Genomic DNA, 14,766 nt, shown 5'->3' with positions numbered 1-14,766 from the left:
ACGGAGTCTCACCTATGACCGCCCATCACACAAGCAAACATAAAACGTTCTGGATGACCTTGGGACAGGGACAGTCAAAACGAGGCGCACAATCCCCTTCACAGCCTCGTAAACACCCCTTGCTCAAGGTGGCGGTGGGTTGGATGCTTTGTCAAACCCTGCTGTCTGGAATGCCCCTAGCAGCCCAAGAACAGAGAAACAACAATACGTTGACCTATACCCAATTGCTGGAACAAGTGGAACAGGGACAGGTGCAACGCATTCAGTATGACCCCACCACGGGCATGGCTGAAGTGGAGTTAGTGGGACAGCAAGGAACGCCCAAGCAGGTGAAATTATTCGATCAAAACCCGGAATTAATTGAACGAGTGCGTCGTCAACAGGTGGAGTTTGATGTCAAGCCCAAGAGCGATAATTCCGCCGCGATGGGTTTATTAGTCAATATGCTGCTGTTGTTTTTCCTCTTTGGCATTGTGATCATGATTCTACGCCGCTCTGCCGCATCTTCCGGTCAGGCGTTGAATTTTGGCAAGTCTAAGGCCCGATTCCAAATGGAAGCCAAAACCGGGATTCTGTTTAATGATGTGGCCGGGATTGATGAAGCTAAGGAAGAATTACAGGAAGTGGTGACGTTTTTGAAGGAAACGGAACGCTTTACTTCGATTGGGGCAAGAATTCCTAAAGGGGTGTTACTCGTTGGACCGCCGGGGACGGGGAAAACCCTGTTAGCCAAAGCCGTTGCTGGGGAGGCTGGGGTTCCCTTCTTTAGTATTTCTGGGTCGGAGTTTGTGGAGATGTTTGTCGGGGTCGGGGCCTCGCGGGTGCGGGATTTATTCCGTAAAGCGAAGGAAAATGCTCCCTGTTTGATTTTTATTGATGAAATTGATGCGGTCGGCCGTCAACGGGGGGCTGGTATTGGAGGCGGCAATGATGAACGGGAACAAACCCTCAATCAGTTGTTAACGGAGATGGACGGTTTTGAGGGCAATACGGGAATTATTGTCATTGCCGCGACTAACCGCCCTGATGTGTTGGATACAGCCCTGTTGCGGCCGGGACGGTTTGACCGTCAGGTAACGGTGGATTTGCCGGGGTATAAGGGGCGTTTGGGGATTTTGGAGGTTCATGGTCGGACGAAAAAACTATCTGAGGAGGTGTCTTTGGAGGCGATCGCACGGAAAACCCCCGGACTCTCTGGAGCAGACTTGGCCAACTTACTCAATGAGGCGGCTATTTTAACGGCCCGTCGTCGCAAGGAAGCGATCACCGGGCTAGAAATTGATGACGCGCTCGACCGGATCACCATTGGCATGACCCTAAATCCCCTATTAGATAGCAAGAAAAAACGTCTGATTGCCTACCATGAGGTCGGTCACGCCCTGTTAATGACCCTCTTGGAACATTCTGACCCTTTGAACAAAGTCACGATTATTCCCCGTTCTGGGGGCGTAGGAGGCTTTGCTCAACAGACCTTTGATGAGGAAATGATCGACAGTGGCTTTTATAGTCGCGCTTGGTTAAGGGATCGGATTACCATTACCTTGGGGGGACGGGCAGCCGAACAGATCGTTTTCGGTGATGCAGAAGTCACCATCGGAGCTAGCAATGATTTACGAGTGGTGGCGGATTTAACCCGTGAAATGGTCACTCGTTACGGAATGTCTGATTTAGGCCCTCTGGCGCTGGAAAGTCCCGAAGCGGAAGTCTTTTTAGGGGGAGGCTGGCAATCAAGATCGGAGTATTCTGAGGAGGTGGCCAGTAAGATTGATCAACAGGTGAAGGCGATCGCCCAAGGTTGTTATGAAAAGGCCTTAGACCTCATCTCCCAACACCGTCCTCTGATGGATCACTTGGTCGATTTACTCATTGACCGAGAAACCATCGAAGGGGAAGATTTCCGCCAAATTGTCGCCGAATATACCCCCCTGCCTAAAAAACAGTTAGCGGCAAGCGGTAAGTAGGGCTTGCTGAATAACTTGGGGAGTCGGGAATAGAGGAGCAGGGGAGCGGGGGAGCAGGGGAGCAGGGGAGCAGGGGAGCAGGGGAGCAGGGGAGCAGGGGAGCAGGGGAGCAGGGGAGCAGGGGAGCGGGGGAGGAAAGAAGAGAATTCTCTATTCTCACTTCTCACTTCTCACTTCTCACTTCTCACTTCTCACTTCTCACTCCTCACTTCTCACTCCTCACTTCTGAACTGTTAAACGCTGATAAACCGTCGCTAATCCTTGAGCATCTCCCACATTGCCGGGGAATAAAACCACAGGTAACTTAGGAAACTGGGGATGATCTTCCGAGGTAATCACCATAGAACAACCGGGCAAAATTTGACCCAATAAACGGGCGGATCTTAACCCTAATCCTGTGCTGAGAACATCATTAGAGGTAATCCCCCCCTTACTAATTAAAAAGCTAATATCCCCCGGCAAACCTTGGACAATTTCCATTAACAAACTCGACACCTCAATCCCAAAATCGAGCCGTTGTTGAATATCGGCAAATTGTAATTCTTCCCGACTGGTATAAATAACCGGATTTTTTCCCCCTTGATAAACCCCGTGAACCTGTTGCAAAATCTCTTGTTTTAAGGTTGCTTTTTCACTTAAATTATCCCGCAACCGTTTAACATCCACTTCCACAGGAGCCACACCGGGTTCTTGCAATAATTGGCTAAGTTGTTGGGTGGTTTTCTGCACATGGGAACCCACTAACACAACTCCCGGTTGATGGGTTCTTTCGTACTGTGCCATGTCTTCCGGGGGAACAGGTTGGGGCCCCAACTGAGCGAGGGAGGTGAGCAAACTGGCTGCACTGCGGAACAGAAAGCGTTTCCCTTGGGCGGCACAGGTTAAAATATCTTGGGCAAATTGATCTAAGTCGGCTTGGGTTTCCCCGTCTACTGCACAACATTGATTATTTGTCAAGCTTTTTAATCGTTCTTGACTTCCCGCCCGAATATCGGCGAGTAGAAAACGCTCCACTTGTTCCGAGGGGATGCGACCTTGGGTTTTTTCGGCGACATAATCGGGGAGGTAGCTGGTGCTGTAACCAAATACCGAGTCGCGAGCAAATTCGGTTTCATGGACGGGGGTTTTCACGCCGTCGATGAACAGATAATGTACGCTGTCTTGGGTGATGCGGCCGCCTTCAAAAAAGGCGGGGGTGAGAAAATGGGCATCAAACCCCCCCAGTTCCTCCGCAATGACATCGGTTTCAATGGGGTAGTGGCCGCGTAGGGTAGAGTCGGAACGACTGACGACTAAAAATTCTTGGGTTTGGGTTTCGGCGATCGCAATTTTTAAATTCTGACAGACCTCTCGGGTCACAGATGCGGCCTTCTCTGGGGTTAAGGCGCGGGTATTGGTCAGCACAAAAAAGATCGGCGAGGCATCCGTTAAACCCAATTTCAGGGTTTCCACATCCCAATTCATCAACAACAAACAACTATGCACCGTTTGGGAGCCGGTGGGGTCATCATCTAGAACAATAATTTTCGGTTGAGTGGTCATTCTTCAGGATCAACTATCAATTCTCAATTTTCACGGACTCATTACTCATTGTTCATGAGTAGGGAGAACATAACAATGCTCCCCTAGGTTAATTGATTCCCCACCCCCGACAGTATTCTAGAATTCTCACCGTTTAGGCGAAAAGAACAACACCGGGAACCAACACCGTCGGAGGACTTCATTAGAAAAGCTCGGGGCCGTAAGTTCTAACAGAGCGTTACGGTTGCGGGTAGAGGTTGCGATCGCCGTAATATCAAACGTCAGTGCCGCATCTAAAATTTCCTGCAAGGGATTACCAGACCGCAAAGCCGTATTCACTTCCAAACCTACCCCCTCTAACTCAGCCTTCACCTGTGCCAAACGCTCCTGAGCCGCCTGAGCCTTATAATCTTGGAGTAACTCCTTCCGTCCCGTTTCCCCCAACACCCACACCAACATACACTGACGGGGAAAATTCTCCCGTTGCTTTTGAGCTAATTCCTTAATCTGTTCAATCAAATACCGTGCCGAAGGACCATCATTATAGGGAATGAGCAAATAACGCCATAAATGTTGACAGCGTAACTCTAACTCCTCCTTTGTGTAAGTTGAGATCAGTTGCGGCCGCAAAATCATCAACGGCACATTCATATTCCGGGTCAAACCTGCCGTCGTACTGCCAAAGATTTGCTCCTGCATTAAACTGCGGGTCGGGGTTCCCGTAAAGACCACCTCGGCCTTATACTGATTGACCAACTTCGGAATGGTATCGCTTGGTTTACCCGACGGTACTTCAACCTGAACATTGACCCCCGCCGGGATATTCTCCAAAGCTTGCGCTAAACGCTTTTTCCCCTTCTCAATCCCCTTTTCATTGACCCGAGGAACATTTCCCTCTTCCCATAGGGGGACACTGTGAACAAAAACAATATTTTTCAGGCCACCTGCCGCTAAATGGGGAATAAAATCCATGAGGCGGTGTAGACCGTCGGAAAAGTCCGTGCAGATTAGACTGGTTTCAAACATTGATTAGGCCGATTTTCTAAAGTTCCGCTTACCACAGAAAGCCGGGATGAACGCTCTCAATTTAACCCTAACAGGTCTAGATGGAGATGGCGGTTTCCCAGACTCTTGGCTAGATATTGTTACCTATATCCCGACCAAAGCCTTTCCCCATTAGGATGGCTACTGTTAGACTACTTCTTCTCACTATAGTGCAAAATTCTGCGCGCTACATCCTCCTATATATTGGATCGTTTCAGGAAGAGGCGACAGAGGGTTAAGTTCACGAATTGAAGGGAAAACCAGACCGGGAAAACCAGACAATGCTGTAATGAGCGTGAGGCATCTAGAGGGGATTCACAAATAGGATAGTGTTCTAGGGAATATAGTGCGAGGGTTTAGGATTCCGATGCTTTTGACTGTCCTGATGGTTTGGTCTGACGCTGGATTGTTGCACGCTACAACTCGACTGGTGGATTTGGGAAAACCTTAACAGAAGGGATTGCGTCCCGCGATCCCCAGCTTTTTCCGCATCTGATGAGGGGGAGAAAGCAAGAGAAAGAGGTCGCAGTTCAAAGGCGATCGCTACTCGGACAACATAGAGCCAATTCCCCACTCATGTTTGAGGAATTCTTTATACATATTTTCACGAGCCAGCATCTGTTCATACAGTTTGACCAGAAAATCTTGCGCTTGTTCGCGACTCATCTTTTTCACCTGATCCTCAAAGGAACGGATGCTGAACTGCTGCTCTAAGGAAAATTCAACGGGTTGAGACATAAGAATGAACTCCAAACTACGAACGACGGTGAGATTTAAACTCTAACGGTTTTCTCGCCAGACGAGAGCGGAAGCTTAGAGGGCTTTGTCTAACAAGGTTAACTTGCTATATATTACAGAATATAACAATTGTTTGACAAAGTTGCCAGTCTTTGAACCAGCATTTGAACCAGTTTTCAGCCTGACTTATGGCTGATCCGTCAACAAAACATTAAGTTTTGTGACTTAATCTTGTAATAGTTGTATCAAGTATGCTCTTCAGAAAATGCTCAAAATGAACAAAATTTTAAGTATATCTACTCAAACTCCCTCGGAGTCTAGTTTAGAGACATTCTGAATTTTTTGTAGAGTCCCCAATGTGCGAAAATAAAAAAGTAGTAGTTTGACGGATTGTGTAAACATTCTGTAATAATTAAGATTGAGGGAACTTTCCACCATCTCACTCGTTGTCGAAAAACGCGAGTTAGCCCTAACAAAAACAGTCTTGGGATTACAGTCTCTTGGGATTACAGTCTTAGGATTAAACCGAAACGGGAAACCTATTCAAATTGTGCAAGGCCCCATGAACAAAAACCGCACCACAGCAGGAGGAAATTAGAGATTGTCTGATTCCCCTCCTTTGTTTGTTGGTGCGGATCGTTAATTGTGGGGAAACGTGGAGGGTACTGGGCTGAAAATCCCTCGTCAACGATTAGAGTTACAAAAGTCGGGAGAAGAGTAGTATGTCTATTCGTCTTTATGTGGGTAATTTGCCCAAAGAACCTGTGGATCGCGAAGCGTTACAAGCGGTGTTTGCCGATGTAGGGCAGGATGTATCAACCAAGGTAATTAAAGACCGCAAAACCGGGAAATGTCGGGGCTTTGCCTTCGTGACCGTTCCCAATGATGAAGTAGCGGATCAACTGATTGAGAAGCACAACGGCGAAACCTTCATGGAGAGTCCTTTAAAAATTGAGAAGGCTTTACCCCGTAGTAAGGGTAAGTCAGAAAAAGAACCCCGTGAAGCCGCTCCGACTCCAAGTGCTGGAGGTCGGAAACGGAGCTCTAACAATGCTTCTCGTCGCAATGGGACAACCAAAACGGCAGAGACAGGCGGAGTACAACCGGATCCCCGTTGGGCGGATGATCTCGCCAAGTTAAAAGAAATGTTAGCGGCGCAAACCTCTAATAATTCCTAAGCTTGGGGAGTAAAAGGTAAACAGCAAGGTGTTTCACATCTTGACCTGTTTGTTGTTACCTCTTTTTTCGGTTGGCACCAACCGGATAATCTTCCCATATCTGTATTTGGAAGCGTGTTGCTCTGAGCTTCGTTCGTGATCTAATCTGGATGGGAAGTTTAGGTTTTTCCGTACAAATCAATTTATTTAGCTCGGGGTTTGCCCCGTGGTCATTCCTAGGGGACGCTTCACCAACCTACGGTCGCGCTAGGGGCTTCTGAGCGAAGAAAACCCCTGTTCACGCCTAGAAAGTGGCTTTCTGGGCTAAGATTGTTGCGCGTGTTGCGCGTTCTTTGCCCTACCCTGTTTTTTAGGATGGTTTCATGACCAAACAACGTTCACTAGCGGGAATTGCGGGAATTGTTGCCCTAGCGACGCTGATTAGTAAGATTTTTGGTTTATTTCGGGAACAGGCGATCGCGGCTGCCTTTGGGGTGGGTCCAGTGGTCAACGCCTATGCTTACGCCTACGTGATCCCGGGGTTTCTCTTAATCCTGTTGGGAGGGATCAATGGCCCCTTTCACAGCGCCCTAGTGAGTGTGTTGGCGAAGCGGGATAAATCAGAATCGGCTCCCATCGTGGAGACAGTGACGACTTTAGTCAGCCTCATTTTACTGGTGGTGGCGGTGGCGGTGGCCTTGGGGGCGAACTTTTGTATTGATGTGCTGGCTCCCGGTTTAAACCCAGTAGATCATCGCCTCGCGGTGTTGCAATTGCAAATTATGGCCCCCTTGGCGGTGTTTGCGGGGTTAATTGGCATTGGTTTTGGCACCTTAAACGCGGCGGATCAGTATTGGTTGCCCAGTATTAGCCCCCTGTTTTCCAGTTTAACGGCGATCGCCGGGATTGGCTTTCTGTTTTGGTATTTAGGCGAGCAAATCAACGCCCCCGCCTATTTTACCCTCGGCAGTTTAGTCCTAGCGGGAGGGACTTTAGCCGGAGGGATTTTACAATGGATTGCCCAACAAGTCGCCCAATGGCGTTCCGGTTTGGGGGGGATGCGTCTGCGCTTCGCTTGGCAGTTGCCGGGAGTACAAGAAGTGATGCGGGTGATGATCCCCGCTACCCTCTCCTCGGGGATGCTCCATATTAACGTTTACACCGATTTATATTTTGCCTCCTTTATTGAAGGGGCGGCGGCGGCCATGCGTTACGCCAATTTTGTCGTCCTCACTCCCCTCGGCATTCTCTCCAATACTATTCTCGTCCCCATGCTGCCCGTTTTTTCCCGCTTGGCAGCCCCGGAACACCATTTAGAGTTAAAAGCACGGATTCGCCAAGGATTGCTCCTCAGCGCCCTTTCTATGCTCCCTCTGACGGCCGTTTTTGTGGCCTTGGCGAAACCGATTATTGATTTAATTTATAAACGCTTCGCCTTTGAAGAAGATGCCGCCCTCTTAGTCGCCCCGGTTTTAATGGCCTACGGTTTTGGGATGTTTTTCTATTTAGGGCGGGATGTATTGGTGCGGGTGTTCTATGCGTTAGGGGATGGGGAAACGCCCTTTCGGGTGAGTATTGCCAATATTTTTTTAAATGCCCTGTTGGATTATTTATTAGTCCAACAGTTTGAGACACCGGGATTAGTTTTAGCGACGGTGGGGGTGAATGTCACCTCAATGGGGGTGTTTTTGTGGCTGCTGCATCGTCGTCTCAATGGCCTGCCCCTGTGGGAGTGGGGGGGGATTTTGTTAGGATTGATGGGCTGTAGTGCGATCGCCTCGGCGGCCAGTTGGGGGTTTAGTTCCCTTTGGATGCAGCATTTCGGCAGTGATAATATCTTCCTTTTAGCCGGAGAAGTTATCCTCAGTACAGCCATCGCCTTTGGGGTATTTCTGGGATTAGCCAGTGGCCTCAAACTCCCAGAATTAAATATCCTCTTAGCCCGAATTAGCCAAAAATTGTTCCGTCGGCGCTGATAATAAGAAAGGGAGAATCCCCTCTTTCCTCCCTTATCCAAGGGGAAAAAACGCTCATTCCTTTACTCTTTTAACTACAATGACTCGTTTTCGTCGTGCTGTTCACAATAAAGAATTTTTAGTAACGGCTGAAGTGATGCCCCCCAAAGGGGGAGATCCTAGCCATATGATTAAAATGGCTCAACTGCTGAAAGGTCGAGTCCACGCGGTTAACGTGACAGATGGCAGTCGGGCGGTGTTGCGGATGTCATCCCTAGCGGCCTCTGTCATTCTCCAGCAAAATGGGGTAGAACCGATCTATCAAATTGCTTGCCGCGATCGCAACGTTATCGGACTACAAGCTGATTTAATGGGCGCCCATGCCCTCGGACTCACCAACATTCTCGCCCTCACCGGAGATCCCGTCAGCGCCGGAGATCACAAACAAGCGCGAGGCGTTTTTGACCTCGAATCCGTCCGTCTATTAAAACTGATTGATAAACTCAACCAAGGTCAAGACTTTAACAACAAACCCCTCGTCGATGGTCATTTAGATTTATTTGCCGGAGGGGCCGTCGATCCTCAAATTAAAAGTTGGTCTAGTGTTAAACGACGTTTTGAATACAAAATCGAAGCCGGAGCGCAATTTTTTCAAAGTCAATTAGTCAGCGACTTTGAACGCTTAGATAAATTTATGCACAACGTCGCATCCCAATATAACAAACCCATTTTAGCCGGAATTTTCCTGCTCAAATCCGCCAAAAATGCCGAATTTATTAATCGTTGTGTCCCCGGCGTTCACATCGAACAAGACACTATTGATCGTCTCGCCAAAGCCCAAGATCCCCTAGCCGAAGGGGTAAAAATTGCCGCCGAACAAGTTAAATTAGCCCGCGAATTGTGTCAAGGAGTCCACATGATGGCCGTCAAACGAGAGGACTTAATCCCCCAAATCTTAGACCTCGCTGGAGTTGCCCCCGTCGATTAACCCCCCCTTAATTTAAGCCCTTCTAAACAGCACAACTCCCCCTATTCACCCTAACTGAAAATGAACATATTTGACCAAATTCGTCTAGGATTAGCCGTCGGAATTGCCAAAAGTGTCACCGCATTCGTGAAAGCCCTTAAATTGGGTGCAGCTAGCGTCTTACCCGGTGAGATTTCCCGACGCATTCACCCCCGCTTACTTCCCCTCTTATTTGAACAAGTTAAATCCGGGGTAATTCTGATTGTTGGCACCAACGGCAAAACCACCACCTCCCTCCTTCTGCGCACCATTCTGGAAAATCAAGGTTATCGCGTTACCCACAATGCCACAGGTGCTAACCTAATTAATGGGTTAATTACAGCCCTGTTAGCCGATACTAACCTGATTGGAAAACTTAATCGAGATTACGCCATCTTAGAAGTTGATGAAAACATTTTGCCCCTCATTTTAAAAGACTGTTGTCCCCGTTATATTTTAGGCTTAAACCTATTTCGCGATCAACTGGATCGTTACGGAGAAGTAGACACCATTAGTTTCCGATGGCAAAAAGCCATTTCACCCCTCCCCAAGGATACCGTTGTTGTACTCAATGCCGATGATCCTACCCTCGCTTATCTTGGGCAAAATTTACCCCAAAAAGTTTTATTTTTTGGCTTAAACGAACCCGACTTATACTTAGGAGAAATTCCCCACGCCGTAGACTCTATTTATTGCCCCAGTTGCGGTCATTTATTAGACTATAAAGGAGTGTACCTGTCCCATTTAGGAGATTATCACTGTCCCAGTTGTGGTTTTGAAAAAAGTCCCCCACTATTACAAAGTACAGAATGGGGACAAATTTTGATTGGAGTTTATAATAAGTATAACACCCTAGCGGCTGCTACTTTAGCCCAAGAAATTGGCATTGAACGCCCTGCCATTGATGAGACAATTAAAAACTTCCGGGCAGCCTTTGGTAGGGCAGAAGAATTAACCGTAGACGGCAAGCACGTTAGAATTTTACTCTCTAAAAATCCCGTGGGGATGAATGAAACCATCCGCGCTGTGAATGATATTCAAGCAAAAGGTAAATCTTCGGTGAGTTTAATTGTTTTGAATGATCGGATTCCCGATGGCACGGATGTTTCTTGGATTTGGGATGTCGATACAGAGAAATTAGTCGCTAATGGGGGAACCATTGTGGTAAGTGGCGATCGCGTCTATGATATGGCATTACGTCTCCAATACAGTCAGGACAAGCTTTCCGAAGCCGCAAAACCCCTTAATTTAATCATCCAAGAGAACCTAGAAGAAGCCATTTCCACCGCACTCACCCACACCCCTCCCCAAGAAACCTTACACATTCTCCCAACCTATTCCGCCATGTTAGAAGTGCGACAATTCCTCACCGGGCGAAAAATTTTGTAAAAATTAGATGTTTAGTTTTAAACCCCTAGCAAACTTATCCCTCTGGCAAATTATCTTATTCGGTTTAGTTGTCGGTAATTTTATCTTTTTAGGCTGTGCTTGGTTAAGCACAATTTCCACAATATTAATGTATGCTTTTTTGATTTTTTCATTCATTATTGCGGCGATTTTTTTCTCCTTTTCCCTCAATAGTGGCTGGCAATTAGTTATTTCAATTATATTTATAGTTTTGTCAGGAATTTCAGGAGTTTTAGGGGGACAATACTATGAAGTTGCTAGAGGGGAAACTGTTGAGCAAATCTCAGTGAGTGAAGCTGTTAACTATCCTAAAGCGACTATTTTTTACTTTAATAATGGTGCAGTAAATAACAATGCTGTTACAATTTATAGTCGCAGAGTTCGTAATAGTGCTGACCGCACAACGCGCTACTACTATTATTTTGTTGCTCCCATTGTCCCCTCAGATTGGCGAATAGAAGATCCCATATCCTTATGGGCTGCTTGTTCAACTACAGCGAGTTCTATTAATCCCTGTCGGAGGGATTGGCAAGTTCTCCATCAAGCGGGTTTAAGAGTCGATTCTGGCAGTAATTCTTATTACAAACAAGCCATTCAAAAAGCCACTGAGGACTATAGTTTACAGGCTAATTCTGATGCCCCAATCATTGAATGGGTGGCAGATCCTATAGCCGCATTGAAGCAAAAAAGGTTCTTATTTTTGATTATGATTTCAGTCAGTAATATTGCTTTTATCGCAGCCAGTTTGATTAATTACACAAGGATAGCCTAAAAATGTTTGGTCAGTGTTGGATGATGGAACTCCCTTAGAAGCACAGCTTGAGTCATCAGCCACAGGACGTTATCATGGATTTATTTGGCCGAGGGTCATTTTTGCCTCAGACACTCAATCTATGCAAATTTGGTCAACTCATACTAAAGAACCTGAAACCCAATCGGTTCAATATTTTAAGACCTTAGAGCAACCCGCTTTTTCTACAGTTTCATCGGTTTTCAATTCAGAACTCCCCTATTAGTGATTCTCCAACATAGAAAAAAGAATGCTTTAGTACAAAAAATCTTAAGGAGAGCAATTACATCAGTTTTTGTTGTGCTTTACCCTCAATCTCTGCATTTTTGTAAACAACATCAGGAATTTAAGGGCATCCGTAGGAATACTCAATTAGGATCGAATGAGAAGCTGACCCTTGTTAGGGGAATCAGATGTATCTACCGACGATTTCGCCTGACTCCCTACATCTTTCCCCTTGGAGATTCTGTAAGGGGAAGAGATGGATCTCCTCCTTTTGCGGTTCGTGCAGTACCTTAACTCATCATTCGCCACGGGTGAAAACCCTGCGGAGGAACTATGAAAAAACTTAATTTAATCGGTCGAATTCTTCTGTTGACCACTCTCCCGGTCGGTATTATTGTGGGGACACTGCTAGGTTCTCAATCCCCTATATCGCCTCAAAATTGCCGCTCTTATGCGGGTCAGGCTGTGACGGGACAAAGTGTGTTTGTGGATTTATGTTCGGTGAATCCGGTCAGCGCTCGCAGTGTTAATTTTACTTACTTTTTGGGGCAACAACGCATTAATGGGCAAGCTCATTGTTCTGAGGGAACTTGGACGACGTTTCATGATGGTATCACCCACAGTCCTCGTTCTCAGGCTACGGCGAATATGTTAGATATGGTGTGCCGAGATGGGGCTGGGGGGGAAGCTTGGGTAGCTCTGGTGATTGATCCCCCTTCTAATGTGCGTAGTAGTCCTAATGGGCCGATTATGTGTGTGGTGCGATCGCGCCAAACCATTAATATCTATGGCAACGCTGGCAATGCGGGAGATTGGTATTATACCGATGCTTGTGGTTCAATGGGACTGATTCACCATAGCCAGATTCGCTTCTAGGAGGCAACAAAAGGGGAAGGGTTTACGTCTAGAGTTCAAAATAGCGCATGATTAGGACACTTTCACTATGTTGGGCAAAACGTGGCAGGCTAGAACATCCACTCTCATGGTTCTCTGTTGCACAATGGGTGCATTTGCCCCACTCTTAATCCCGCTCTCGGCAACGGCACAACTCTTTCCCTCGTCGGGACAAATTCCCAGCGAGATTCCCCGCTTTACGGTGCGCGCTGGGCAGAAAATTCCAGTCCGCTATGAGGAAGCAGAGAAAATCCTGCTCACTCGGGAGGAAACAGTCCCCCTGACCTTAACGGTGGCGGCGAATTTACGGGACTCCCAGCGTCGGATGATTATTCCGGCCGGGAGTCAAATTGTGGGACAAATTGAACCGGTGCCGGATGAAAAGGGGATGCGCTTTGTAGCGGAAGAATTAATCATTGAAAATGCTCAGGGAACGCAACGCATTGCCATTGATGGCAGTTCCGAGGTGGTGACCCGAACCGAAGAAATTGAGCGGGGAACCAATACCGGGAGTATTCTACAGGGGGCGGCCATTGGTGCGGCGGCCGCGACGGTGATTTCTACGGTAACGGGGAGTCGTCGCCTGAATGTTGGTACAATATTAGGCGGTGCCGGGGCTGGCGCTTTAGGGGGCTATCTCTTGGGCGGTCGGAATAAGGCGGAATTAATTAGTATTTATCCCGAGGAAGATTTAGGGGTGATTTTACGTTCAAGTTTGTCTTTGTATTAGGCAGAGTATTAGGGAATGCGCTACTGGCAGGTTTTAAAGTTGTTTTGGAGTACGGCGATCGCAGCAGAGCTAGAATATCGGCTCAATTTTGCGATCGCTGCTCTCACCAGTTCCATTAATCTTTCCGGTAGCCTCTTCGGGCTATTTTTGTTTTATCGTACAGGTTACGAGTTCTCCGGGTGGACTTGGGAAGAGGCCCTGATTGTCTTGGGCCTATTTACCTTCCTTCAAGGCTGTGCCGCTACCTTTTTAAGCCCCAATCTCAACCGCATTGTGGAGCAAGTTCAAGAGGGAACCCTCGATTTTGTCCTGCTCAAACCCATTAGTAGTCAGTTTTGGCTCTCGACGCGCAAGATTTCCCCTTGGGGATTTCCCGATCTCTGCTTTGGTCTAATCTTGATTCTCTACGCGGGCATTCGCCTTAATCTCGACCCGTTGAATTATCTCATCGCCCTCTTTCCCCTCACCTTGGGCCTGATTATTCTCTACAGTCTCTGGTTTATCTTAGGGGCAACCAGTATCTGGTTTGTCAAGATTTATAACGTTACCGAAGTGTTGCGCGGCCTCTTAGAAGCGGGGCGTTTTCCCTTAGTGGCCTATCCGAGTTTGTTTCGGGTATTCTTCACCTTTATTGTGCCTGTAGCTTTTCTCACCACGGTTCCAGCCCAAACGCTTTTAGGGCGAAGTTCGGGAGTTTGGCTGTTAGGATCCGCTCTTTTGGCGATCGCACTCTTCTACTGCTCCCAAATCTTTTGGCAGTTCGCCCTACGCTTCTATACCAGCGCGTCGAGTTAATCACACAGTTAACACCGGAGTCGGCAAATTATCCAGCCAGTCCAGAATCTCTTCCAGTTGCGCCAAACTAATCAAACCATACTGCCACAACAACATAGGAAAAGAACTGAGGGTGACAGACTGACAACGCAAGACTAACTGAATAGACTCCCGAGGGATTGCCAGTTCTTCCTCAAGGTAAGCGAGAAAGGGAGGAGGTAAAGAGGATGCCATGAGCCTGATCGGAAATAAACGATAGAACATAGAGATAGCAGTCCTATGGAGTCCGGGAAGAGGAACGAAACCAGAGTTTAGGAAAAACTCAGGCTTCAAGCGAATTAGCCCCCCACTCACCAACCCTTGAGGATTGCTTAATCACCCAAGCCTTTTCTCTTCATCCGGGAGAACCCGCTCAAGTGAATGCGGCCATTCTAACCGACAATTGTGTTGAATTTGTGAGGTTTGTATCAATTTTTATTATTTTTCCCTTGATCCCCGAGGGGGAGCGGGGGAGAGGGGGAGCAGGGGAGCGGGGGAGCAGGGGAGAGGGGGAGCAGGGGAGCA

Annotated in this window: 13 protein-coding genes; 9 read left to right on the top strand and 4 right to left on the bottom strand. The window is 47.5% G+C overall.

Annotated features, from left to right (window positions below; translation table 11 throughout):
* Positions 1 to 14 precede the first annotated feature (14 nt).
* Positions 15 to 1,961 (top strand): ATP-dependent zinc metalloprotease FtsH, encoded by a 1,947-nt coding sequence (gene ftsH / locus K4A83_RS04970; protein WP_321160995.1) that lies wholly within the window; start codon positions 15 to 17, stop codon positions 1,959 to 1,961.
* A gap of 219 nt (positions 1,962 to 2,180) precedes the next feature.
* On the opposite strand, the gene K4A83_RS04965 is transcribed toward ftsH, so the two are convergent.
* From K4A83_RS04965 to K4A83_RS04955, 3 genes are all read right to left on the bottom strand, one after another.
* A complete protein-coding gene (locus K4A83_RS04965) occupies positions 2,181 to 3,503 on the bottom strand; it encodes a four-carbon acid sugar kinase family protein (RefSeq protein ID WP_265263330.1) in 1,323 nt (440 codons plus the stop codon).
* Positions 3,504 to 3,629: 126 nt separating this feature from the next.
* On the bottom strand, positions 3,630 to 4,508 hold the full coding sequence (locus K4A83_RS04960; protein ID WP_265263329.1) for a universal stress protein: 879 nt from the start codon (positions 4,506 to 4,508) through the stop codon (positions 3,630 to 3,632).
* 561 nt (positions 4,509 to 5,069) lie between these two features.
* On the bottom strand, positions 5,070 to 5,264 hold the full coding sequence (locus tag K4A83_RS04955; protein ID WP_265263328.1) for an NblA/ycf18 family protein: 195 nt from the start codon (positions 5,262 to 5,264) through the stop codon (positions 5,070 to 5,072).
* Between the two features lie 722 nt (positions 5,265 to 5,986).
* Between K4A83_RS04955 and K4A83_RS04950 the strand changes: the two genes are divergently transcribed.
* The 8 genes from K4A83_RS04950 to K4A83_RS04915 all read left to right on the top strand — a co-directional run bounded on the left by K4A83_RS04950 (position 5,987) and on the right by K4A83_RS04915 (position 14,223).
* Positions 5,987 to 6,442 (top strand): RNA recognition motif domain-containing protein, encoded by a 456-nt coding sequence (locus K4A83_RS04950; protein WP_265263327.1) that lies wholly within the window; start codon positions 5,987 to 5,989, stop codon positions 6,440 to 6,442.
* A gap of 362 nt (positions 6,443 to 6,804) precedes the next feature.
* On the top strand, positions 6,805 to 8,397 hold the full coding sequence (gene murJ / locus K4A83_RS04945; RefSeq protein ID WP_265263326.1) for a murein biosynthesis integral membrane protein MurJ: 1,593 nt from the start codon (positions 6,805 to 6,807) through the stop codon (positions 8,395 to 8,397).
* A 79-nt stretch (positions 8,398 to 8,476) separates the two neighbouring features.
* A complete protein-coding gene (locus tag K4A83_RS04940; RefSeq protein WP_265263325.1) occupies positions 8,477 to 9,364 on the top strand; it encodes a methylenetetrahydrofolate reductase in 888 nt (295 codons plus the stop codon).
* Positions 9,365 to 9,424: 60 nt separating this feature from the next.
* Positions 9,425 to 10,771: a Mur ligase family protein gene (locus K4A83_RS04935; RefSeq protein ID WP_265263324.1), complete on the top strand. Its 1,347-nt coding sequence runs from the start codon at positions 9,425 to 9,427 to the stop codon at positions 10,769 to 10,771.
* Between the two features lie 7 nt (positions 10,772 to 10,778).
* Positions 10,779 to 11,561, top strand: a complete 783-nt coding sequence (locus tag K4A83_RS04930) for a hypothetical protein (protein WP_265263323.1) — start codon at positions 10,779 to 10,781, stop codon at positions 11,559 to 11,561.
* Between the two features lie 576 nt (positions 11,562 to 12,137).
* The gene (locus K4A83_RS04925; RefSeq protein WP_265263322.1) at positions 12,138 to 12,680 is read left to right on the top strand and encodes a hypothetical protein; all 543 of its coding nucleotides are present in this window, start codon (positions 12,138 to 12,140) and stop codon (positions 12,678 to 12,680) included.
* Between the two features lie 124 nt (positions 12,681 to 12,804).
* A complete protein-coding gene (locus K4A83_RS04920) occupies positions 12,805 to 13,428 on the top strand; it encodes a hypothetical protein (protein WP_265263321.1) in 624 nt (207 codons plus the stop codon).
* Positions 13,429 to 13,443: 15 nt separating this feature from the next.
* Entirely contained in the window at positions 13,444 to 14,223 is a 780-nt protein-coding gene (locus K4A83_RS04915; protein WP_265263320.1) for an ABC transporter permease, read from the top strand.
* Here K4A83_RS04915 and K4A83_RS04910 read toward each other — a convergent pair whose 3' ends face one another.
* On the bottom strand, positions 14,224 to 14,436 hold the full coding sequence (locus K4A83_RS04910) for a DUF2949 domain-containing protein (RefSeq protein ID WP_265263319.1): 213 nt from the start codon (positions 14,434 to 14,436) through the stop codon (positions 14,224 to 14,226).
* Positions 14,437 to 14,766: the final 330 nt, after the last annotated feature.

It is taken from the genome of Spirulina subsalsa FACHB-351, from assembly GCF_026130165.1.
In the GTDB taxonomy this organism is placed as follows: domain Bacteria; phylum Cyanobacteriota; class Cyanobacteriia; order Cyanobacteriales; family Spirulinaceae; genus Spirulina_A; species Spirulina_A subsalsa_A.
The sequence above is the reverse complement of the archived record's forward strand: the minus strand, read 5'-3'. Positions and strand labels throughout refer to the sequence as shown.